The 21157-nt window shown below is 49.7% G+C and carries 17 protein-coding genes; 5 read left to right on the top strand and 12 right to left on the bottom strand.

What is annotated here, in order from left to right; translation table 11 throughout:
* Positions 1–213 precede the first annotated feature (213 nt).
* A complete protein-coding gene (locus tag ACJ8W9_RS06010) occupies positions 214–1149 on the top strand; it encodes a thrombospondin type 3 repeat-containing protein (protein ID WP_411360622.1) in 936 nt (311 codons plus the stop codon).
* Positions 1150–1245: 96 nt separating this feature from the next.
* Here the strand turns inward: ACJ8W9_RS06010 and asnA are convergent, their stop codons facing one another.
* Entirely contained in the window at positions 1246–2208 is a 963-nt protein-coding gene (asnA, locus tag ACJ8W9_RS06005; RefSeq protein ID WP_411358956.1) for an aspartate--ammonia ligase, read from the bottom strand.
* Between the two features lie 172 nt (positions 2209–2380).
* Here asnA and asnC point away from each other — a divergent pair, with 172 nt between their 5' ends.
* The gene (gene asnC, locus ACJ8W9_RS06000; protein ID WP_411360621.1) at positions 2381–2845 is read left to right on the top strand and encodes a transcriptional regulator AsnC; all 465 of its coding nucleotides are present in this window, start codon (positions 2381–2383) and stop codon (positions 2843–2845) included.
* A 30-nt stretch (positions 2846–2875) separates the two neighbouring features.
* Here the strand turns inward: asnC and ACJ8W9_RS05995 are convergent, their stop codons facing one another.
* The 6 genes from ACJ8W9_RS05995 to ACJ8W9_RS05970 form a co-directional block, all read right to left on the bottom strand.
* The gene (locus ACJ8W9_RS05995) at positions 2876–4408 is read right to left on the bottom strand and encodes a hypothetical protein (protein ID WP_411360620.1); all 1533 of its coding nucleotides are present in this window, start codon (positions 4406–4408) and stop codon (positions 2876–2878) included.
* 177 nt (positions 4409–4585) lie between these two features.
* Complete coding sequence (locus tag ACJ8W9_RS05990) at positions 4586–5407, bottom strand: class I SAM-dependent methyltransferase (protein WP_411360619.1); 822 nt, start codon at positions 5405–5407, stop codon at positions 4586–4588.
* A 428-nt stretch (positions 5408–5835) separates the two neighbouring features.
* On the bottom strand, positions 5836–6117 hold the full coding sequence (locus ACJ8W9_RS05985) for a zf-TFIIB domain-containing protein (protein ID WP_411360618.1): 282 nt from the start codon (positions 6115–6117) through the stop codon (positions 5836–5838).
* A 162-nt stretch (positions 6118–6279) separates the two neighbouring features.
* The gene (locus tag ACJ8W9_RS05980) at positions 6280–7365 is read right to left on the bottom strand and encodes a cytochrome-c peroxidase (RefSeq protein WP_411358952.1); all 1086 of its coding nucleotides are present in this window, start codon (positions 7363–7365) and stop codon (positions 6280–6282) included.
* Between the two features lie 139 nt (positions 7366–7504).
* Complete coding sequence (locus ACJ8W9_RS05975; protein WP_411360617.1) at positions 7505–10249, bottom strand: hypothetical protein; 2745 nt, start codon at positions 10247–10249, stop codon at positions 7505–7507.
* Positions 10221–12944, bottom strand: coding sequence for an Ig-like domain-containing protein (locus tag ACJ8W9_RS05970; protein ID WP_411360616.1), 2724 nt, complete (start codon positions 12942–12944; stop codon positions 10221–10223). Before ACJ8W9_RS05970 ends, ACJ8W9_RS05975 begins: the two co-directional genes overlap by 29 nt.
* Before the next feature lie 389 nt (positions 12945–13333).
* Between ACJ8W9_RS05970 and rnk the strand changes: the two genes are divergently transcribed.
* Positions 13334–13720, top strand: coding sequence for a nucleoside diphosphate kinase regulator (gene rnk, locus ACJ8W9_RS05965; RefSeq protein WP_411358949.1), 387 nt, complete (start codon positions 13334–13336; stop codon positions 13718–13720).
* Here the strand turns inward: rnk and ACJ8W9_RS05960 are convergent.
* Positions 13692–14552: a peptidylprolyl isomerase gene (locus ACJ8W9_RS05960; protein ID WP_411360615.1), complete on the bottom strand. Its 861-nt coding sequence runs from the start codon at positions 14550–14552 to the stop codon at positions 13692–13694. The genes rnk and ACJ8W9_RS05960 overlap by 29 nt on opposite strands.
* A 248-nt stretch (positions 14553–14800) precedes the next feature.
* Between ACJ8W9_RS05960 and ACJ8W9_RS05955 the strand changes: the two genes are divergently transcribed.
* Positions 14801–15490 carry a transposase gene (locus ACJ8W9_RS05955; RefSeq protein WP_411358947.1) on the top strand — a complete coding sequence of 230 codons (690 nt, stop codon included), beginning with the start codon at positions 14801–14803 and terminating at the stop codon, positions 15488–15490.
* Positions 15491–15652: 162 nt separating this feature from the next.
* Here the strand turns inward: ACJ8W9_RS05955 and ACJ8W9_RS05950 are convergent, their stop codons facing one another.
* Positions 15653–16576 (bottom strand): LysR substrate-binding domain-containing protein, encoded by a 924-nt coding sequence (locus ACJ8W9_RS05950; RefSeq protein WP_411358946.1) that lies wholly within the window; start codon positions 16574–16576, stop codon positions 15653–15655.
* 101 nt (positions 16577–16677) lie between these two features.
* Between ACJ8W9_RS05950 and ACJ8W9_RS05945 the strand changes: the two genes are divergently transcribed.
* Entirely contained in the window at positions 16678–17535 is an 858-nt protein-coding gene (locus ACJ8W9_RS05945) for a DMT family transporter (RefSeq protein WP_411358945.1), read from the top strand.
* Positions 17536–17612: 77 nt separating this feature from the next.
* Here the strand turns inward: ACJ8W9_RS05945 and ACJ8W9_RS05940 are convergent, their stop codons facing one another.
* The 3 genes from ACJ8W9_RS05940 to ACJ8W9_RS05930 all read right to left on the bottom strand — a co-directional run bounded on the left by ACJ8W9_RS05940 (position 17613) and on the right by ACJ8W9_RS05930 (position 21035).
* Complete coding sequence (locus tag ACJ8W9_RS05940) at positions 17613–18974, bottom strand: diguanylate cyclase (protein ID WP_411358944.1); 1362 nt, start codon at positions 18972–18974, stop codon at positions 17613–17615.
* A gap of 172 nt (positions 18975–19146) precedes the next feature.
* Positions 19147–20553 (bottom strand): MBL fold metallo-hydrolase RNA specificity domain-containing protein, encoded by a 1407-nt coding sequence (locus tag ACJ8W9_RS05935; protein ID WP_411360614.1) that lies wholly within the window; start codon positions 20551–20553, stop codon positions 19147–19149.
* Positions 20553–21035, bottom strand: coding sequence for a hypothetical protein (locus tag ACJ8W9_RS05930; protein ID WP_411358942.1), 483 nt, complete (start codon positions 21033–21035; stop codon positions 20553–20555). The genes ACJ8W9_RS05935 and ACJ8W9_RS05930 overlap by 1 nt, the downstream gene beginning before the upstream one ends.
* Between the last annotated feature and the right edge of the window lie 122 nt (positions 21036–21157).

The raw sequence follows: 21157 nt of genomic DNA, 5'->3' as shown, positions 1-21157 counted from the left end.
TCCGCGGATGTCAACGCCCCAACCCAAAGAAAGGGCAGCCCTCCCTACGGTCGGGCCCAACCCGCAGAAAGGGCAGCCCTTTTTTGCTTGCAGATTAAGCCAGCTATGCGATCTGACATATTGGCTCGCAACGAACTTTGTGACTATAACTAGGTCCGACATTTCATAGAAAGGGCAGCCCTTTTTCGGGGTTAAAGCCAAGAGGAGAGAGGCATGAGCGTTGTTAGAAAACTAGGTTTTGGACTGCTTACAGGGTTAGTGAGTTTAGGCGCTGCGGCACAGGTTGTTGATGAAACTCGAGTCATTATTACCGGTGAAATTGTACCTGCTGCGATCGATGCAGAATATCCGGATTTCCCCGTGCTGCACGGCTTGAAGTTTAAGGCGATGGCTACTGAACTGCGCGGTACACCGGCGGTTTTTGATTTTCCAGAGTTTAAGCTATACGAAGGTTCCGTCGTCGACATGGAAATCGAGTTTTACGATGACAATGGTGATGTTGTAACACCGCCGTTTCCGACCTTTTTTAGTGTCGATACTTTGCCAAACTTGGAGTCGACTAGTACTTTCTATCAGTTCCTACAGGGTTTTCCTGAATTCTATAGTTTGAGCATGAAAAGCGATGATCTTGTTTCGCGAGAGTTTGATGTCGACTTTATCGTCCAACAAATCGAAGAGAGCATCATTGCCAGCAGAACTGGGTATCCAACGGCAGCTATAGGACCGATTGTTGCTAATTTTGAGTTTGCGATTAATGAGGTCATCAATCAAGAAGGTGGGCTGACGGTTGCGTATGGCATCACCGATTATATTGATGTCGACACTGACATGGATGGTGTTGGTGACGCGCTCGATACCTGTGCGTTTTCTGACGCTCGTACGACAGTCAGCTTCGACGGCCTAGAATCTGGAGTGGACAACTATACGACGGACAACGGTTGTACCATCATGGATTTATATGCTGCGTGCGAACCACAAGAAGAGGAACGGTACTCCCGTTTCAGTCGGTTCCAACCACGTTACAGTGGGCCTTCATACTGTGAAAAGCAGGTGTCCTATACGCTTGCTGAGCAAGGTGTGATCACATTCCAGGAAGCACGTATGTTGCGTGACACACTCTACCTGTCAAAACGCTCAGGACGTGGTTAAATAGCTGAATTTATACCGCAGAAAGGGCAGCCCTCCCTCGCGTTGCTGCGTGCGCGCAGGGAGGGCTGCCCTTTTTAGGGGGTAAAGCCCAGTGGGCTATGCGCTGAGCGTTGTTGGGAACTGAACTTCGCGAATGTGCGAAGACTGTTGTAGCCACATCGCCACGCGAGACTGGCCAATGCCTCCGCCTATGGTGGAGGGCAGCCCTCCTTGCAGGAGGGATTGGTGCCAAGGCTGTTGCAGGGTGCGTTGGCCGGTAGCGGTGCTGCTGGCGCGCTGGGCAATCTGGCGCTTCAAAGCTGTAGCGTCGACGCGAATCCCCATAGAAGACAGCTCCAAAGCATCTTGTAAGCCATCGTGCCAAACCAGTAAATCGCCGTTCAAGCCGCTGTAGCCATCGTCGTTGAAGCTGCTCCAATCGTCATAGTCGGCGGCGCGGTCATCGTGGGCAACGCCATCTTTTAGCTCTTGGCCGATGCCGATAATGAACACTGCCTTATGCATTTTTGTGATCTCATGTTCACGTTCTTTGGGCGTCAAAGCAGGGTACATTTGGCGCAATTCTTCGCTGTGAACAAAAAACACCGATTCCGCTACCTGCGTGGGCTGCAGGCAAATAAGGGCTGCCCTTCTTAGCACTTGGTAGATGCTGGTGACGGTGGCGCGTAAAGTCGCTAAGTTGCGTTGTGATGGGCTGATGACTTGCTCCCAGTCCCATTGATCGACTTGCACCGCATGGCGCTCACTGATGCGCTCTTCGTCGGGGCGTAAGGCGGTCATTTGCGCGAGGATACCGGCGCCAACCGGAACCTGGTGTGCAGCCAAGACGCTGCGCTTCCATTTTGCTAATGAGTGTACGACTTCGTAATGTTTCTGTTCCGCGCTGACGTGCACTTTCACCGCTCTCTCACGACCGCTTAAGGTGTCCTGTAAGCCGCTATTTGCCGGTACGAGCAAGGGCGCATGCACCTCGTAGAGGTTTAATGCTTCGCATAAATCATGCGTGATTTGCGCTTTCAAGCGGGCGACCTGGCGTTGGCGAGTGAGAATCGGTGACATGGTGAATTTCCTTCAAGTTATTTGCGTTGTTGTTGAAGGTAGATTCATCAATTTGGCTTTTATATTCAATACTATTTAACGAACATACGATTGCACTATTAACAATCTATAATAAATGGGCTATAAATTGGAAATAATCTATTTTAATGGATAAAACAGGAAAGCAAATTAAATGTCAGCTAATTTAACTTTGGACGCACTCGATAAATATATTCTTAATGCGCTGCAAACCAATGCGCGAACGTCTTATGCGGAACTTGCAAAAGCGCAGCATGTGAGCGCAGCTACGATTCATGTGCGTATCGAGAAGTTGCGCCAAGCGGGCGTGATTACCGGTACCCATGTGCATGTAGACGCGCGCAAACTCGGCTATCAAGTGTGCTGTTTTATTGGCATTAATCTGGCGCGTGCAGGGGACTACCCGCGCACGTTGGCACGGCTAGAAGCCTTGCCTGAAGTCGTTGAGGCGCATTATACGACAGGGCAGTACAGTATATTTATCAAGGTGTTAGTGCAGTCGATTGAGCAGTTGCAAGATTTATTGATCAACAAAATCCAGTCGATTGATGAAATACAAGCGACGGAGACGTTGATTAGTTTGCAGCAGCCAATTTTGCGCAATGCCCCAGTGGTGTAGTCAGCGCTCAAGCTCTGTCAGCGAGCTGCGTTAAGTACTGACAATGTGAGGCTCCAGCGCCTTCCTAACCGCAGGGTCGATAGCTCCGTAAAACTTAAGCGTGTCGACGCGTTGCACAGGAAGTCCTTGTTGTAAGACGTCGTCCGCTGACGCGCACATCACCAAGGCGTCGAGCGTCTGGTCGGTTAAGAACATGACTGCGACGTTGTAGAAGTCATTGCTGGCGTGAAAGATTTCGGTGTCGTTGAGAAAATTTTGGCGCGTCAGAGGAGTGTCTGCTGCTTTAAGGCTCAGCGGACTGGGCAAACTGCAACCCACGTTTTCATATTGCTTACGCAGTTCAGCGGCGGTCTGTTGTGCGGCTTCGACCGCTTGAGCTGCCGCGCCGTCGGCACCGTCGCCATAAACCAAAATAACCACAGGAATCCGGCCCTGCTGCGGAACACGCGAGGCGAGTAATTCGGTATACAAGTGGCGCGCCGTGGTCGAGCCTAGATCGGGCTGGCCATTGACTTCACAAATTGCTGCCCCCGTCTCGCGCCAAGAACGGCTGATATCTGGAATGATCAAATCGACTCCAGCAAGATCAAGGCGTAACGCAGCGGCTGCGCGCTCAGCCAACACGGCGTTGTCAGGATGCACCATCTCAGTCACCACATGCGGCGTGCCCCCAGTGGCGACGTTCGCAATGCTATGCAAGCGCACAAACTGGTCTTTCTTGGGAACATCCGAAGCTTTTAACTGCTGCTTCGCGAGCATTAACTCGGCATCTTTATTGAGCTGTAAGGGCTTTAGAGTTTGTTTGGCGCTACCGGGCATGCGAGCAGGGTTTTGATTCTCTTTTTCAATCAATTGCTTGACGGAGCTACTACCATCACCGGTGACTCCTGCCGGCCGTCGTTCAACCGCCCAAACAAGCTTGCCGTCGAACACCGTCAAACGATAATCGCGGCCTTCGACATGTTTCTCAATCAACACATTCTTATTGAGTTTAGCTGCTTTTTCGTAGGCAAAAGTCAGCTCCTTGGCATCGGTAATCGCCGCCGTGACACCGCCTCCGCCATCTTGATTATAGGGTTTCGCTACCACGGGATAGCCAAGATGTTTCGCCGCATCAAGCGCATGATTCAAGGAGCTCACCAAATAGTGTCGCGTGGTGGTTAAGCCCGCGGCTTTGAGCCGCTGTATGCTGGATTTTTTATCACGTGCGAGTCGCGCTGAAAGATTCGAAGTTTGTTCGCTAAAAGTATGGTTAAACCAACGCGAATTACGGCCGAGGCCATACTGTGCAGTGGCGTCGGCAATAATGAAAAGAGGCAAACCGAGCGCGTTGGCGGCATTCGTCATGAGAGGACTAGGGCTATTACGTTTTATTGGCCCAAGCTTTTTAAGTGCTGCAGTGTCGAGTGATTTTTCACTGGTAAACAGCGCCAGCCGCCAACATTGATAAATAATATCGGTGTTGCAGTGCGGAACTGGGATGCTCAACACACTCCAATCCGAGCTGCTGTCGAGCGGTGCTGTATCGATTGTTATTGCATCGTTATCGAATGAAAACCCCATAAACTCAATGTGTTGCTGCGTTCTCTTGACGAGGTTATCCAACAGCTGAGGCCAGTTATTGTATGCATTTTCGGATTTTACGCGGACCTTGAGCGTCGGAAAATTTCGGCCATTTAAGTAGCCTTGTTTATGCTCGAACGGCCCATTTTTTAAGATGAGTTTGGCTGTCATTTTGGCTTAGGACTCGTAGTTAGGTATCGCGCGGATGGTGGTGAGTGACCATCGCATGCCGACTTGGTTGTGGGCGATTGCTGCGACGCCAAGGTAGCGCTCGATGGCTTCTTGGGTATCTTTGGCAGTGGATAGTTCTAGGTCGAATAATTGATGACAGAATTCGGCCATCTCTTGTATATTGTTGAATTTCCAATAGAAATGGTTGTGTTTGTGGGCTGTGATGGTGAAGTTGGCTTGGCGTAATTCCTGCTTGGTGCGCTCGTCAAGGTAGATCCCCTCATGCCCGGTACTATTGTTTGCACCCACGTAAGTGTCGAGAAATGTTGCGACATTTGAACCTGTGGCCACATCGGAAATGATAAGTTCGCCGTTGCTTTTTAGGACTCGGTGCAGCTCTTTGAATAGGGGCGTTTTGTCCTCCAGATGATGTAAGCCGGCGACACTGATAGCTACGTCGATGGTTTGGTCCTGCCAGGGGAGTGGAAGGAGTGGTTTATCTGTGACTTGGGTGCTTGTGGTCGATTGGTTTGTGGTCACGAGGTTTGTGGTCGCATGGTGCATGAAGCTAGCGCATGGTTCGTGGCCGAGCCAAATACAGTTAGGCGGCAGATAACGTTGCAGATAACCGCCACCAGCTGGGACATCAGCAACTCTAAGCTGCTGCTGTGGGTTGGTTAGGATGTTTGCTGAGGCGTTTAGTGCCTGTAGAAACTCTTCGTCACGGGCATGCGGATACGCCTGCATCGCTCGTTCGTAGGCGGTGCCCCTTTGTTCGAAATGCTCTTGGTAACTTTTTGTTGTTGTTTTAATCGGTTGAGTCTTCACGCTGCTTTCCCTAATTGCTTCAGCTCATAGTTATAGCAAACATTTCGTTATTGGCTATCGTACCGCCGCAACTTTTTTGCTACATTGCGTCGAGCGTCGACTTGTTGCAGCCGCCAGCCCTTGCGTGGTGCGGCTCGCGCCGCTAAAGAGGGCAGCCCTTCCTGCGGTTGTTGCTAATCGGGAGGGAGGGCTGCCCTTTTTGAGATTGTGTGATAGTTATTAGTGCCTTCAAAATGATTTAATCCAGATCTTAAAATGCGTTTAATGTGAATCTTAAATGGCTTGTTTAAGAATTTAAGTAGAGCTTAAAAGGAGTTTGATAAGAATCCAACCGAACTAAGAAAGAGATCCAAATAAGTTCAAATATGGAGCCCAAAGTGAGTTCGTTATCAAGTTCGTAAAATCCTTTATCAATTCATGGTGAGCTCTTAGAAATCGAACAGCTCACCAAGCAAGCTTTTCTTCTTGTGCTTTTTGTAGCCGTATCCGCCCGGTTGCTGCTGGTGACGACTCCCATAATGTTCTTGTGTTTGATGCTGCGCCGTTGGATTAGGTTGCGCTGCCGTTTGGCTTTGTTGGGAGCGCTCAATGATCTTGTCTAGCTCTCCTCGATCTAGCCAAACGCCGCGACATGAGGGGCAGTAATCAATCTCGATTCCTTGGCGATCGGCCATGACTAAGTTTTCTTCTTTGCAAACTGGACATTTCATCGTGTACGCCTCTAGATATAAGGGAAAAGACTCAATTTGGGGCAGAGCTCCGCTGCTTGCAGAGAAAAGTGAGGGAGGGCTGCCCTTTTTTTATAAAGCTATCTTATTGCACAATAGTTCCGCGCTGAAAGCAGTCAACGCTTCCTGCAATAACTTAATAACTTAAAGCATCTGTAGAAACACGAGCAGGGCGTCCTCCTCTTCGCGTGTTAGTGAAAAGGGCACAAGTTCGTCCGTCGTTTCTGGATAAGGCATTACCAGCGGTAACGAGTCTGGACGACGCGGATGTGGTCCGCCATGACTGTATTGCCGTATGATTCCGCGCAGATCATCGAACAAGCCATTGTGCATCCATGGTTGATGCTGCATCAGTCCTCGTAGCATAGGGGTGCGGAAAGCGGCCAAGTTTTCAATCCGTTGCTCATGCTCCCAGCGGCCTAAGTCCTCAAATCGGCGACCGTAATAATGAAAGCCCGTTACGTGGAACTCTTGGTCTGAGAGCAAGGCTCCGCTATGGCATCGAATGCAGCCCGCTTTGGTGCGGAACAAATGTAGCCCATGCAGCTCTTGGTCAGTCAGCAGCGAGGACGCCAAGGCGACATCACCATCGTCAACAGCCCACAAAAATTGGTCCAAACGGTTATCAGGGTGTTCATGCAGGGTCAAGGTTCGCTGAAATGCACTCAATGCTCGAGCAATTTCCGACCAAGCAGATTCGCCATATTTATCCGACACATAATCAACGGCGTGCTGTCGCGTGGAGGCCATCTCTACGGGATCTTCCAACGGCATGTGTGCTTGCTCCTCCAAGTTTGCTGCTCGCCCGTCCCAAAACAATGTGTCCCACAAGTGCACGTCCAACAAGCTTTGTGCGTTGCGTTTACCCAGTAATCCATCGACACCTGGCGTCACTCGTTCAGTGTCTGCAAAGCCATGTGAACTTTTGTGACAACTTGCACAGCTGACTTTGCCGTCGCGCGAGAGCCCCGGATCGTGAAATAGCTGTGCGCCAAATCTGACTAATTCCGGGTCCTGAGTAGGAGGGGCAGGAAGGGGCTGCAAATCATCGGCTGCTCCTACCGCAAGCGGAGGCCATTGCTCTTGCGGGAGTACATAGCGTTGCCACAATGTCGCAGAAAATACCGGATCACTTGTCGTGTTTGAGCTGGCGGCTAAAAAGGGCTGCCCCCAGGACTGTTCTGCAACCTCCCGTAAGCCGTTCAAACGCTCGAACTGTTCGTAAGACATGAGTGACGCTTTTTCGTTGCGAGCAAAAAGATTCGATCCCGCGTCAGCATTGCCCTTGCTGGAAAAAAGGGCAGCCCCCACGAGCAATAAATGGAACAGCAGAGGCAGCGATATGATGGTCATCAACAGCAGTTTGAATCTAGCGCCACGCATAATTGACTCCGAACCAGAACGACCGACCGGTCTCAATTCCTGCTAAGCCTGGGCCGACACTGTAGGTGCGAGAATTGAGCAAATTTGACACTTCAAATGACAGACTCAGCTCATGCTCCTCATGCAGGGCAAACTCATATTGGAAAACTGCATTCAGTAACGTGCGAGCAGGGCGCTCGACCACCCGAAATACGGGGTAATTGAGGGCGTCTACTTCACAATCTGAGCAGATTTGGTCGCCTCGTGATATTTCTCGCAACAAACCTGTATTTTCCGCACTTTCGTATTCGCCAACGTAGTTCACCATTAGCGTTGTACTGAATGCGTCTGACCAATCACTTCGCAGCGATAAATGGGCTGTTAGCGGACGTGAAAAGTCGTCTTGGCGACGAGATAAATCATCCAAGCTAAGCAACCGATAATCATCACCCGTCTGTAAGAAGACGATCTCATCTTCAGGAATGGCTTCAACAGTCGCATCGTAGGATTCTGCAGTTGTCTCATTTTCGGTGTGGCTTGCGTGCAGCCAGAGTCCATGACGACCAAAGGCACGCTGATAGGAAAGGGTTAGGCGTTGATGCGTGCCTTCACCTTCGTTGCCTTGGATGATTTCGGTGTAACCGTCGCGATCGATAGTATTTTCGCGCGTTAATAAGTCGCGACGCCAACGCTGTACTGCTTTGATGCTGAACACACCGCCGGCAATCCGCTGTTTCCAGGCCAAGGTCGCTTCATCGCTATAAGGCGTGCGCAAATCGTCAAAGCGATAGCGGAACCGTTGCGCGTCGGACGAGGTGCGCCAGTCCTGCACAACACCGTTCACCAGCGAGCGATATTGCGTGATATAGCCGCGTTGTTGCTCGCGAATTTTATAGGTGAGCACATTTGCGTTGTAGTAACGGTTGGCTCCTAAAATGAAACGCGCATCGCCAATATCTACGCCTGCTTGTAAACGTGGTGCAAAATTAAAATTACGCAAGAAGTCGTCATAATCTGCGCGTAAACCCAGCTTAAACTCCCAAGAATTCAGGTCGATAGAATGTTGTAGATAGCCAGCAGATTCCTGTAACGCAACATTAATGTACTCTAATGGATACACTCGGCGATACTGAAAAAATTGTCCCCTTGTCAATAGGTTAGCTTCATATGCTGCGAGGTGTTCCGGGTTACTGAAGTCAATCGTGCCGCCGAGCTCTTCCGCTAAAATTTCTAACGGAATTTGAAAACTTTGCTCAATACAATCAATAGTTTGTCCCCGGCAGTCGATATTGGCATCGCGAAATGGACTGTTGTAGACCAAACCGGTTTCCGTGCGGCGTCTTGCTAACTCTAGGTAGCTGGTTTCAAAGCCCATTTCAAAGCGATGATCACTGGCGCCCCATTGCCAAGTATCGAAGTTGATTGAGCCTTGCCAAGTTAAGGATTCTTGCTCCTTCTCAATATCGCCATAACCGCCCTCAACACTGAAAGGAACTTCACCCGAGTCAATGCCCCAATTTTTGCCGGGAGCACGGTACCACGGCAAGTAAATATTTGCCGCGGAGCGGCTATTTTCGGAGCTTGCGTAGGCTACGGAGGTAGCAAAAAGGGCAGCCCTCACTCGATGTTCCGCGGAAATTTGCAAGGTCTGCCCTCCACCTTCGATGGAGAACGCGGAATCCTTGACATCAGGCAGTAAATAACCGCCCTCGTAGGGTGAGTAAGTCGCTGAGATTCGAACCTCATCGAGACCCCAGGCATAGCTCGTGAATGCAAGTCTGCTACTGACGGATTCGCGTTCGGTTAGCTCGTTCTGTCGCAGCGAAAGTTCGGTCACGGTAGAAGTGGTGCGACTCAATGCAAAGTCGAGCGCGTAGTCATCACCTATAGGTGCGGTGCCGCTTAAACTCAGAGTACGTTTGCTGAACTCGGGTGTTGCGAAGGTTTCCGCATCACTATCGTCGGCGCCTTCTTGGCCGTTTAATTGACGCTCATCGATAACGCGATAGCGATTCCAACTTGACTCGCTGCCGCGATAACTGAGGTTGAGACTGGCGTCAGACGGCATGTTTCGCCTCGCTTGCACATCGACTACACCGCCTGAGAAGCCGCCAAATTTGGCAGGCACGTTGCTGTCATAGACGGTTACATTGTCGACCAAGCTCTGGTTGATAAAGGTCGCTTGTGGGTGACCCTGCACGTCATTAACCTGTGCAGGCGAGGCATCGCTTGCCGCCGGGTCGAGACGCGAGTTGTTATTGACACCGTCGAAGTAAAAACCGGTTTGCCAAGGTTGTGCCCCCGATATGGATAATAGCTGCGAACGAATTTCGCTTTGTGCTTCCGCATTTAGAGCACTTTCAGAGCCTTGCACTCCAGGCAGCGTCAGCAATAAGTCTGTGATATTGCCGTTGCCGTGCGGAAGGCCATCCAAATAGTCCCGCGAAAGGTTGTACTCACCGCTTAATGTGAGGCTTTCTGGCGCATAACGCTGACCCCTGACAATAATGCGCTCGAGCGGTTTGATTTCTGGCGCACGGCCTTGATCTGCTTGGCTTTCATCCGCAGAAAGGGCTGCCCTTTCTGATTTAGTCGGTGCGGAGGAGGAGGGCTGCCCTTTTTCGGTGGGCGGCGCCTCGCTAGCGCCCGCAGCATAAGCCTCGGGCGCCCAAAAAGTGTTGCAAACAAGCAGGGGTGCGAGCGCCATCCACAGGCGCGATAATTTAGCCGAGTGGCGTTGGGTCGTTGGCATCTTCAACTCCATCATTGTCGGCATCGTTATCGGTTGCAATATCGTTTGCTTCGAGTTGCTCAGGCGAAGCATTAACCGCTAAAAAGTTAGCTAGGCCATCGCTATCGGTATCCACTGAAGCTACGAGACTGGCAGGGAAGTCGTCTTGCAACGCTTGGGTTTGTGCAATAATTGCGTCATAAGTTAGACGTTCGGCTGCACCAAGCGGTAATTCAGCGGATAGTTCAGCTGCAAGTGAGTACTTACGCAATGAGCTCATGGCAAGAACAAAATCTTCGGCTAAATCTAGTGCATCAGCCTCGGGCGTTGCGCGTAATGCGGTGGCTAAAGAGGAGCTAACGACTTCATTCAATAGCTCGGCGCGCTGCATTAGTGACGCGTAGTCGTCGTTGTTATATGCAACTCGGCGCATCCGCTCGAGTATCGAGTAGCGATCAAACAACACTGCGTTGGTCGTCTCTAGACTCGCTAGCAGGTCAGCCACGGCGATCAATTGCTCAGTACGGGCAAGGTTCGATAAGCTTTCGTTACTCGCCAAATTCAACAAAGTTTCCAATGCATCAAAAGCAACTGCATAGGCACCGCTGTGAGCACTCACTTGCGCGTAATCGACCCAGAATTCGAACTGTTCTTCTGAGTCAGTTGCTAACTCCGCAAAACGTGAACGTAAAGATTCCAACACATTCAACGCGCGCTGATTCGCGTCAATAGCCTGCCAAGCGGTGACAGCGTCAATGTGAGCGTTCACTACGTCGGCAACAGAAACGTCGCCCTCTACTGCAGTGAAGTATGTTGTGGCCATAGATTCGCAAGCTTGTGCGGCATCGTTTGCATCGAGGCTGTCAACACTTTGATAAAGCTGAACAAATTTAAGGCATCCACGTGTTCCAGTGGTATACAAGGTGGCGCCACCGTTCTCTGCAATGTAAGCACTGGAGGTCAAAACTTCTAACCCGGCGGTAAAGGCGGCTGCCGCTTCAGCTTCGTATCCGAGTGCCAGCAATTGCGCACCTAAGTAGGGGCTGGAAGGAGTATTTTGTGTAAGCTGGGTCTGCAGCTCACGTAAGTCGTCTGCAAAATCCGTACGCAGCAGAGCGATTGCATCTTGCACTGATCCACCATTCAAAATCCCCGCTAATGCTGACGCGCCGCTGATGGCGGTTTGCGCTCTAGCGTAAAAAATGTTGTCACTTGGGATCAAATTAAAGGCGACGTTTTCACTGCTTGGACGCTCGGGATAGAGGATTGCGAAAGCTGCAGCGGCGTCCACTAGCGGAAACGTGTAATCTTGCAAACTATTTGCGGCGTACGGTTTTGCCTCACGAGCTAACTCAGAATCGTACTCAACCGCTGTATAATAGCTAATGGTTTCAGCGAGTTGTTCGCGGGCGGCTTCGAGTTCTCCAATGCTAATGTAGTAGCCAATTGCGGTCGCACTATAGAGCGGTGCGAGTTTGTACGCCCGCTCTCCCGCCAAGTCGCCGCGCGTTAACGTTTGAAAGCCCGTGCTGGCGACAATGCCGCTAAAACGGTCGATTGCAGCCAGTGCTGCGTTACGTGACGTGTTATCCCGTTGCTGCTGATAGGCTTCGATTGCTGCCGAAACTTGATTTCGGTAGGCCGTTACCAATCGTCCGTAAGCTGTTGAATATTCGTTGTTAGCACCGCCAATCGTCGTAGTATAGAGGTTTAACTGTTGAATTGTCTGTTCGGCGCCCGCGTTGTCGTTGGCGTTGACCTGTTGATTTAACAACGTCAGTAAAAAGCTCGCGTCGCTTGCTGAGATATTGGCAATGCCATTATCAGCGATGAATTGTGCGTAGGCGTTGAGAGCATCGCGACGTAGCTGATTAGCTGTTTCTTGGTCGTTGCCTTGTTCGTAAGCTTTGGCAAGATCTTGTAGAGCACGCGCCGTCGCTTCCTGGCCACGAATATGGTCGTCAAAAATGCGGTCGACTTCAGTTTGTAATGCAGCTTTGGCATATCCTTGCGCGATGGCGCTGTAAGCAGGAGCGGCAAGAATGTCATCATTGATGGTTGCGGCCTTGGCTTCGGCATTTTTGAGATGGGATTCGTCAGACCGATAGTAATAAGCTGCTTTTTCTGCGTTTGTGGTATATGCCGGTTTGAGTTGGATCGTCGCTTTAGTATCAGCGACTCCATCACTTACAGCAATTTTAAAAGATTGATTTGGCAACGTTAAAGTATCTATTTCTAACGTAAATGCTCCGTCGTTTGCGAGTGTTAACGAGCCTGTTTCTGGTGCTTCGATTAGCTCGAAAGTGAGTGTATCGCCGTCTACGTCTTCAGCATTAATCTGGCCGTCGATTCGGTTTTCTGCCGCAACTTCGATGAGCGATTGGGTGATGCGCGGCGCGTCATTGACTGGCTCAACATCAAAGCTGATCGAGTAGCGCGTGTTGCCGGCCTCAATGAGAACAGAGTCTGCGCCGTTGAAATCTTGATTAGGAGTGTAGGTTACGAGTGCTGCACCGACACTGACTTCACCATGTTGTGGCGCAGCGATGACGATGGGTGTGCCGTTAAAGTTTACCGTCTGCTGCCAGGAGGTGTCTTCGTTGAGTTGCGCTTGGATGGATTCGAGCGCGGGTTCGTTATTGCTGTCAGAACCACCGCATGCGGTGAGCGTCCACAGTGTCGCGAGTGTTATGCCTATTTTTGTGCGTTGCATCATCGATTGAACTCCCAAGATTAGAATTTTTATGGATCCTAATGCGAATCATTCGTATTTGCAACAGGTGGATCGATTTTTGTTTTTGGGGCGAGGTTCAACTGCGCTATAGGCCGTGTTGGCGCTGCACTGCCATCGTAGAAAGGGCAGCCCCTCTGCGCCGACGCGCACCGCAGTAGAGTGGGCAGCCCTTTCTCCGCAACATATTGCTTTTTCGGGCTCTTCGAGTAAACTCGCACAAATACACGGAGATAAATTACATGTTGGTGATTCCGCGCCAAACCGCGCACGCAGTTCTCATCTTCCATATCTAAGCCGGCCGCACTTCACGCTGCGACCGGCGCTTTTCGCATCTAAAAAATTCAAAAAGTTACAATCGAGGGAGGGGAGCGATGAGCAACCTGCCAGAAATAGTTATTTCAAAATACGATTTACAGCGTTTGGAAACTTTGCTTGAAAAGCAAAAGGCGGGTGATGAAAACGCAGCAAAACTGGAAGATGAACTTGCGCGTGCAAAAATAGTAGCGCAGAGCGAGCTGCCTGATGGCGTCGTTACTATGAATTCTCGCGTTCGTTTCGAAATTATCGAGTCTGGTAAAGTCTTCGAGAAACGATTGTGTTACCCAGAAGAGCGCGTCAACGAGCACGATGATATTTCTGTTTTAACTGCGGTTGGGAGTTCTCTCATTGGCTTGTCAGAAGGCGCAACCATTCCTTGGTCGCACAACGGAAAGCCTTTAACCGTGCGGGTTACTGCGGTTTTTCCTCCTGCTGCTTAGCCTCAGGCAACGTCATTTCAACGCGCGGTGGGTAGTAGCATATATCTAGCGCGCCGTTCCCTTTGTAGATAAAAAACTCGTTGTTACGTGCTCGAGCCTCCGTGAGACGCTTTGTGTAAGCCGCTCCTGTAGTTTTCTGAATGCGTATAATCGGTCGTTTTTGGCTATCTATCATACTGAATAATTGAGCTTTTTTAATACTTCCTCGTGGTTCACTCGAAGGGATGACACCGCCAGCCTCAAGGTTACCGCGGGGCAATGTCTGCAGGTGCTCCATACCTTTAATCACACGTCCGAAGATGGTCATATTGCGATCGAGGTGTCGCGGAGCATGACCGAGGACGACGTAAAAATGATTGGATGCGCTATTGGGATCGTTTGACCGCGCCATAGCGAGGCTGCCAGGGCAATGCACTAACCACTCTTTAGTATCATCGCGCGCCGCCGCAAAGTTATTTAGATATCCATCGCTTTGCGCTAACAGAGCTGGATGCTGCACCAATAGCCACTCCGCGTTGTTATCTTGCGAACGTTCAAATTCTGCCGACAATGGCTCTGCACCTTCAGCACCTTCAGCCCCTTCAGCACCTTCAGCCCCAGCTTGAGCGACAAACCCTTCGATCACGCGGTAAAAATCGATTTGATCATAATTTCCGTGTTGAACTTGCTCACGAAAATGCTGCACATGACTCGGCGCAAAAAAAGGTGCGAGTTCAATGATCACGTTGCCGGCTTCAAGCTCGAGCAAAACAAGGTTTTCATCTTTTGGAGTGTACCAATCACCGTTTTCTTGCAGCGGTTTTTGAGGTTCATTTGCGAGTGCACATCTCATTGTCGATACAACCAGCAGCACAGTAAAAATGGCACGAAATTGCATAGAAAGGGCAGCCCTCTTTTGTATAAATTACGATTTGCTCTACCGCTAAAGAGGGCTGCCCTTCCTTCTCACGCGGTGATGCGGGAGGGAGGGCTGCCCTTTCTGGTGGTGGAGCAGTATCTGTAAGCTAACAATGACACGAAATCATCGCCCTGCACAACGTCGCTATACTGAAATTTTTGCGACCAATAAGGATAGTTGTGATGCCGAATCGGAAACGAAACGATGTGCCGGGAATTGCGTTACACATTACCCAACGAGGAAATAATCGCCAGCGAATCTTTAAAGATGAAAATGACTGCCAGCGGTTTGCGGGAATGCTAATTCGCTTTGCAAAGAAGTACGAAGTTGCAGTCCATGCTTGGGTTTTTATGCCAAATCATATTCATTTACTCGTCACACCGAATAGTCGCCACAAAGTTGGGCGTATGATGATGTGTCTTACGGGCTGTTATACGCGTTATTACAACGCCAAATATCACCGCACAGGAACGCTTTATGAAAAGCGCTTTTTCTCATCTTTAGTTGGCGATGACGAATATGCCATTACGGTGTATCGGTATATTGAATTGAATCCGGTAAAGGCGCGTTTGACGCGTCACCCAAGAAGTTGGCATTGGAGTTCGTATCGTCATAATGCGGAGGGGCTTTTTTCAAAGTTTTTGCAGCCGCATAAGGCATTTTTGCAATTAGGAAGAAACCCAATCGAATGTCGGCAGAATTATCGAAAATTAGTCAATGCAACTAAAGTGCACAGCCGTGAGTATCGCAAACTTCTCAACACACTTCGCGCGACTCAGCTGGCGCAAGGTGCTTTTGGTTCTGATGATTTTATCGAGGCCATGTCTGCGCGACTTGGAAGAAAGTTAAAGCTAAAGCTTGATGAAGATTAATCTATTATTACTGTATTATGCCTAAAGGTAGCTGTTAACCGCGTCTATGAATGATTTATAAGTGAATTTACTATGAATTCAGTATGAGTTCACGATGAGTTCAAGAGTAATGAAATGATGAGTTCATAAAAGCTGTGCGCGGGCCTCTAACCCCCCATCAGATTAATCATCGTAGGTCGGCTCAACCGGCGCGCGATGCCCCTTACATAGGCTTATCAGCCAATCTGTTAATGCCTCGTGCGATGGATTTCGCGCATAAGCCTCGGGGTAGATAAAGTAAAAGCTATCGTCCGTTTTAATGCTGTTAAAAGGTAATTCAAATAGCTCGCTTTCTCGTTCTCTAGCGGTAGTCATGAATTCATTTAACAAAGCGATACCCTGTCCATACTTGGCAGCTTCGGATGCCAACAACAAATGACTAAAGTGATGAATTTTGGTGTGAGCCGGAATTTTCGAGCCAAATGTTTCAAACCACACTTGCCAATCCTTCCCGGGCTCTTGTGACGCAAATGTAGATGCTGCCGAAAGCAAAGGATAATTAGCGATTTGCGTTTGATCTTCGAGATCTCGCAACTCAGACCAAAGCGCGGGAGCGCAATAAGGACGTAGTGTTTCATCATATAAATGCCAGATAACGAAACCCGTTTTAGGTGGTTTGGTCGTAATAAAACAATCGGCTTTCGCTGTATCAAAGTCACCATCTTGAGTGAGTATTTGAAGGGATAAATCGACGTTTGGAAAGCGCTGACGAAACTCGTCGATTGCGGGAATGAGCCACTTCACTGCTAATGATCCAAACAGAGCTAATCGCAAGCGTCCGTCGGTGCCACTTTTTATTCCGCGTGTTGCCAACTGAATCGTCTCAATTGGAGAGTTTATTTTATCGTAATAACTTCGTCCTACGGCGGATAAAAGTAATTGTCGGCCGCGACGAACGAAAAGTTCATGGCCTAAATATTCTTCAAGAATTTTTACTTGATGACTGACTGCGCTTTGAGTGACAAACAGGCGTTCGGCGGCTTTTGAAAAACTGCCTAAGCGTGCAACTTCAGAAAAGTAGTGAATGGCCCGAAAGGGAATTGTCATTATTAGTAAAACTCATATTAAGAGGAATATATGTCATTTTATATAATAAAGAATCACGCGTAAACTCCGGCTTATCAATCGATAGCGAATAAGGAGGCGTTATGGATCGTTCATTAATTCAAGCAGTGTTCATGTTGATTCTCGGCAATAACGTCGCCATTTTATCTGATTCGCTCATCAAACTTCTGGATGGTTATGAAACGCCATTTCAGTTTGCGTTTATGCGACAAATAAGCGCGTTGTTGGTATTGGTACCGCTGCTATTGCTTATGAAAAAGTCACTTCGGCCACGCCAAATAAAATGGCATTTCGTGCGGGCCCATGTTTGGTTTCTAAGCTCTTTATTCATGGTGCTTTCGCTGACGACTTTACCGCTTGCTACAGCAAATGCGATTTTCTATGCCGCACCGTTAATTACGGTATTTCTTGCGGTTTTATTTTTCGGTGAGCGAGCAAGTTGGTTTGCAATTCTTACTTCGATTTTAGGGTTAGTTGGTGTCATCGTTATTGTAAACCCAAGCGAAGTGAACGGCTTCGTATTAGCTGCACTAGGTGTGGCGTTAGCGCTGGCTGTAAATAACCTCCTTATTAAAAAATTACCAGCCGAGCATGGCGTTATGGAAACACTTTATTTAACTACTATTCTGGGAGTTCCTGCTGGAATTATCGGTACTTTAATTGAGGGAGGAGCTTGGAATTGGAATATGGCGGCGCTTGCGTTTGGTTCGAGTATTTTTGTTCTGATTTATGCGGCGACCTGTGTATTCGCTTACCGAGCAGCCCAGAGTAACGTGGTTTCTAGTGCGGAATATACCGGTTTAGTGGGTGCTGTCGTGGTCGGAATGATTTTCTTTGCGGAGCAACCCGAGCTACGTTTCTATATTGGCGCCGCACTGATAGTGGTACCGCTTATCATCCTCACATCTATGCAGCGCCAACCTGCTGATTCAGCAGCATAAAACCTCCAAAGTGGGCAGCCCTTCCTCGGTCGGAGCGGTGCAGGCAGGGTGGGCTGCCCTTTCTCGAGATATAGAGCTTACTCGGCGCGGGCTGAGTGTTGTTCACGTTTGTTGGTGTACATTTCGTGATCGGCTTCACGTAGCAGATCTTCAATGGTTATGGATTGGCCAATAAAGCGAGCAAAACCAATGCTTACCGATATAGGTATAACGTGATCACGCCAATGAAAAGGGCTGCCCTCCAAAATCTGCCGCAAAGCCACAACGCGTTTCTTAAGCTGTTCCAATTCAGTAACTCGGTCGAGAACAATCAAGAACTCATCACCTCCAGCCCGCACGGGCAAATCTGTACTGCGCACATTTTTACGAAGTAGATTGGCAAAATGAGATAAATAAGCGTCACCCACGCCGTGTCCATACGTGTCATTGATGGCTTTAAAACCGTTTAAATCGAGGTTAATTAATGAAAAGTGACGACGAGGTTTATCAGTCATCATCTTATCGAGCAACTCCATGAGCGCTCGTCGATTGGCTAGCCCGGTTAACTCGTCTTGACGAGCGTTCTTTCGTGCAAGTGTTGAGGCTCGGAGGAGGGCCGCTACAGTAACGTAAATCAGCACGATCAAGGCCCACAAGACAACCCGAATACCGAAGCTTAAAACCTGTTCTTTGGTGTTCATCTTGTTAGAGAATGTTGCCGCCATCTGCCAAGTGCCATTCGGAATTTGTATGGGCAGTATCATGTCTGCTTCAGCAAAAGTAGAGATATCGCCGAAAAAGACTGCGTTTGTCGTGCCGTCTTCAAGTTGTCTGCGCAATGCGAGCTCTGTGTCTGCAAGTCGTTCTAAATTGAGTAATGGACGGATCTTAGCAACATCCATAACCACGCTAACAGTGCCCCAGTAATCTTGATTTTTCGGAGCATCAAGAAAAATAGGGAAGCGTGCGATGATCCCGCGGCCGCCTTGAATCAGGTCTACGGGGTCGGTTACATAGACATCTTGGCTGATTCGTGCCTGCTGGACAGTTGCATATTGTTCTGGCGAAGTACGAAAGTCGAAACCAAGTGACGCTTGATTTTCCGCCAGTGGATGGACGTACTGAATAATATCATTCGGCGCAACCCCAACATTTCGAGCGATAACAGACTTTTGTAGTAATCTCTCTGCGACTGCCGGCCAAGTTGCGAGTGTACCTTCAGGGTCGAGCGACACGAGAGTCGCTAAGCTGTCGGCTATATAGGTTTCGCGATAAATCAATGATTGCAGATTAGAACTCAGTAATGAAACTCGACCTTCCATCTCGTCGCGTTGCTCAGACCGCACCTCCTGCAAGTACAATCGATGGACTTGTTCAATACCCCAGTAAGCACTCGCTAAATAAAGGGCACTTATGACTAGGATAAGCAATTTCCAGCGTTTGGACAGGCGCATCTGCATAGAGGATTCCGAGGTAATCTTTCAGATACTTTAGCTATATAAGAAACAGTCTGCAACCCGCTAATCTTCAATGAATGCCAAACGAATAGGGCAGAGGTCTGCTTTTAACAGCTCGGACCAGAGGGGGGCTGCCCTTTCTTCGGGAGAGAGGCAGCAAAGTGGGCTGCCCTTTCTAGGGGGTGAGGCAGCGGTAGCCGTGGGCTTGGAGTTGTTGGGCGAGGGCGGTGCGGGCGGCTAGTTCGCCGTGGATGAGGCGGATTTCGCCAATACGTGATGCACTGCGAACGAAGTCGATGAGTTCGGCTTGGTCGGCATGGGCGGAGTAACCGCCCAAGGTATGAATTTGGGCGTTGATGTGGATGCGTTCGTCACCGAATTCGACATAGCCGCCAGTAGGGCCATATTGTTGAATGGCGCGTCCGGGGGTGCCTGCGGCTTGATAGCCGACAAACACGACATCGGTGCGCGGGTCTGGTAACAAGGCGCGCAAGTAGTTCTGCATGCGGCCTCCGGTGCACATGCCGCTGGCGGCGATGACGATGCAGGGTTCGCCACTGGTGCGCAAGAAGTTGACGATGTGCTCGTGTTCATCGTGGGTACGTACGACGTGTAATCGGTCAAAATTCAGCGGGTTGTGTCCGCTGCTTAGACGAGCGAGGGCTTCGGCGTCCCACAGGTGTGTCAATTCAGCATAAAGCGCGGTAAATTCGCTTGCCATTGGCGAATCTAAAATGACGGTGATCTTGGGCCAGATGCCATCATTTGTGGCTATCAGCTGTTCAATTTCATAGAGTAATTCTTGCGTACGACCGATACTGAAAGCTGGAATTAATACCGCGCCGCCATCGCTCACGCAACGCTCCACCACTTGGCGCAAACGCTCAGCGCGGTCCACGCGCGATTCATGCAACCTGTCACCGTAGGTGCTTTCTAAAAAGAGTAAATCGGCGTATTCCAATGGCTCGGGATCGGGTAAAAGTGGAGTGTTGCGGCAGCCGATGTCGCCGGAAAAAACCACACGATAGTCGTCAGGCCAAGCAAATTCGACATAAGCTGAGCCAAGAATATGCCCCGCTTGCCGAAACCGCATGCGAACATCCCCCGCCGAACCCGCCGAACCCGCCAAGCCATCGCCAGTCACCCAGGCATCATAAGCCACGGGCCGCAGCATGCGGCGCAATGCGCCGAGAACTCCGGCAATCAATTCTGGATCGCGCGTGAGCCCGAGCTTGAGAGCATCCTCGATAACGATAGGAAGTAACGATGCGGTAGCTTCGGTGCAGTATATGGGGCCGCGAAAACCGGCCATCAACAGATAAGGAATGCGGCCGACGTGATCAATATGGGCGTGGGTGACAATCAAGGCGCGTACATGGGAAAGATCAAATTCAATCTCACGACTCGCAGTTCCATCAGCTTCTGCCTCCGCCCCCTGAAACATGCCACAATCAATCAGCACAGAATCGTCTGGGCGCAAAAACAACTCATGGCAAGAACCAGTAACGCCTGCAAAAGCACCATGGTGAATCACCTGTGGCGGTCGTTGACCGAGCTGCGGAGCATCTACCGGGGTCGTCATTAAGCCCAACGCCGTTTAACTGGAGCTGCACTTTCCGAGGTTTCAGCTGACACCGTCGAAACAACCGAAACAACTCGAACAGCCGAAACCACCGGCTCATTATCAACTACGCTATCGGCCTCAACTGCACTCACAACATCCTCAGCAGCCTCAACTGAACGCCGACTGCCTTGCTCAATCATGCCCATACAAAGTAAAAGTGTTGCAAAAAAGATCAGCACTATTGGCGCGAGCATATTCACCGAACGCCCCATAATACTGATATCTGTCATAGTAACGATACCAATGTAAAAAGCGCCGAAACCACACATAATTAACAAAAGACTTGTAATCAATAGCGCGGTATCCAGACGTTTGCGCGTCAGACCGAAAGCAAGGCTCGATGCACAGGCAAGCCACGCGAAGGTCCATGCCGCATAGTTGTCACTCCAAGCAGCAATCGAAAAACCTAACAATACTCCGACGAACAGAGCGATGCGCATAGCTTCCTGTGTATTCGTAATTCCAACAAAAGTTATAAAAAGGTATCATCACCATGAATTGCAGACAAGCGCTTTAACGATAAAACCGCTTACAAACAAGCCCAATCGCAGCTTGTTTGCAG

It is taken from the genome of Pseudidiomarina salilacus (genome assembly GCF_047323925.1).
In the GTDB taxonomy this organism is placed as follows: domain Bacteria; phylum Pseudomonadota; class Gammaproteobacteria; order Enterobacterales; family Alteromonadaceae; genus Pseudidiomarina; species Pseudidiomarina salilacus.
Note: the sequence above shows the minus strand (reverse complement) of the source record. Positions and strands in the feature narration are given on the sequence as shown.

What these genes read in the sequence shown, in the direction of transcription:
- ACJ8W9_RS05960 (WP_411360615.1), bottom strand. Translation starts at nt 14,552, where the DNA reads ATGAGATGTGCACTCGCAAATGAACCTCAAAAACCGCTGCAAGAAAAC.
- ACJ8W9_RS05950 (WP_411358946.1), bottom strand. Translation starts at nt 16,576, where the DNA reads ATGACAATTCCCTTTCGGGCCATTCACTACTTTTCTGAAGTTGCACGC.
- asnA (WP_411358956.1), bottom strand. Translation starts at nt 2,208, where the DNA reads ATGTCACCGATTCTCACTCGCCAACGCCAGGTCGCCCGCTTGAAAGCG.
- ACJ8W9_RS05955 (WP_411358947.1), top strand. Translation starts at nt 14,801, where the DNA reads ATGCCGAATCGGAAACGAAACGATGTGCCGGGAATTGCGTTACACATT.
- ACJ8W9_RS05985 (WP_411360618.1), bottom strand. Translation starts at nt 6,117, where the DNA reads ATGAAATGTCCAGTTTGCAAAGAAGAAAACTTAGTCATGGCCGATCGC.
- ACJ8W9_RS05970 (WP_411360616.1), bottom strand. Translation starts at nt 12,944, where the DNA reads ATGATGCAACGCACAAAAATAGGCATAACACTCGCGACACTGTGGACG.
- ACJ8W9_RS05945 (WP_411358945.1), top strand. Translation starts at nt 16,678, where the DNA reads ATGGATCGTTCATTAATTCAAGCAGTGTTCATGTTGATTCTCGGCAAT.
- ACJ8W9_RS05935 (WP_411360614.1), bottom strand. Translation starts at nt 20,553, where the DNA reads ATGACGACCCCGGTAGATGCTCCGCAGCTCGGTCAACGACCGCCACAG.
- ACJ8W9_RS05975 (WP_411360617.1), bottom strand. Translation starts at nt 10,249, where the DNA reads ATGCCAACGACCCAACGCCACTCGGCTAAATTATCGCGCCTGTGGATG.
- ACJ8W9_RS05995 (WP_411360620.1), bottom strand. Translation starts at nt 4,408, where the DNA reads ATGGGGTTTTCATTCGATAACGATGCAATAACAATCGATACAGCACCG.
- asnC (WP_411360621.1), top strand. Translation starts at nt 2,381, where the DNA reads ATGTCAGCTAATTTAACTTTGGACGCACTCGATAAATATATTCTTAAT.
- ACJ8W9_RS06010 (WP_411360622.1), top strand. Translation starts at nt 214, where the DNA reads ATGAGCGTTGTTAGAAAACTAGGTTTTGGACTGCTTACAGGGTTAGTG.
- ACJ8W9_RS05980 (WP_411358952.1), bottom strand. Translation starts at nt 7,365, where the DNA reads ATGTCTTACGAACAGTTCGAGCGTTTGAACGGCTTACGGGAGGTTGCA.
- rnk (WP_411358949.1), top strand. Translation starts at nt 13,334, where the DNA reads ATGAGCAACCTGCCAGAAATAGTTATTTCAAAATACGATTTACAGCGT.
- ACJ8W9_RS05940 (WP_411358944.1), bottom strand. Translation starts at nt 18,974, where the DNA reads ATGCAGATGCGCCTGTCCAAACGCTGGAAATTGCTTATCCTAGTCATA.
- ACJ8W9_RS05930 (WP_411358942.1), bottom strand. Translation starts at nt 21,035, where the DNA reads ATGCGCATCGCTCTGTTCGTCGGAGTATTGTTAGGTTTTTCGATTGCT.